This is a genomic window from Komagataeibacter kakiaceti JCM 25156, from assembly GCF_000613305.1.
On the sequence record NZ_BAIO01000831.1, the window covers coordinates 1 to 699 of the forward strand.

Here is a 699-nt window from a genome sequence, read left to right on the forward strand (position 1 = left end):
CGATGTGGATGTCGTGGCCGAACTGATCGGCGGGGCGGAAGGCCCGGCGCGGCTGACGGTCAGCCGCGCGCTGGAAAACCGCAAGCCCGTCGTCACCGCCAACAAGGCGCTGATCGCCATTCATGGTGCGGCGCTGGCCTGCACCGCGCAGGAAGCGGGTGTGCCGCTCATGTTCGAGGCGGCGGTCGCCGGTGGCATCCCCGCCATCAAGACCGTGCGCGAAGGGCTGGCGGCGGATCGTATCCTGAAAATCGGCGGTATCCTGAACGGCACCTGCAATTACATCCTGAGCGTCATGCACGAAACCGGGCGGGATTTTGCCGAAATCCTGGCCGACGCGCAGAAGCTGGGCTATGCCGAGGCCGACCCCTCCACCGATGTGGACGGGATCGACACCGCCCACAAGCTGGCGATTCTGGCGGGGCTGGCCTTCGGGCGGCCGGTGGTGTTCGCCTCGGTCTATATCGAGGGCATCCGCCGCATCGGCGCGCTCGACCTGCAGTTCGCCCGCAAGATGGGCTACCGCATCAAGCTGCTGGGCCTCGCCCGCCAGCATGAAAACGGGATCGAGGCGCGGGTGCATCCCTGCCTCGTGCCGCAGGATGCGTCCATCGCGCAGGTGAACGGCGTCTTCAACGCCGTGGTGGCGGAAGGGGCCTTTGTGGGCCGCCTGATGCTCGAAGGGCGCGGCGCGGGCGA

At 67.8% G+C, this 699-nt stretch carries 1 protein-coding gene; it reads left to right on the forward strand.

Features of this window, described 5'->3' with window-relative positions; translation table 11 throughout:
• Nucleotides 1–699: homoserine dehydrogenase (locus JCM25156_RS19325; protein WP_025814451.1), on the forward strand; the 699-nt coding region annotated here is incomplete at both ends.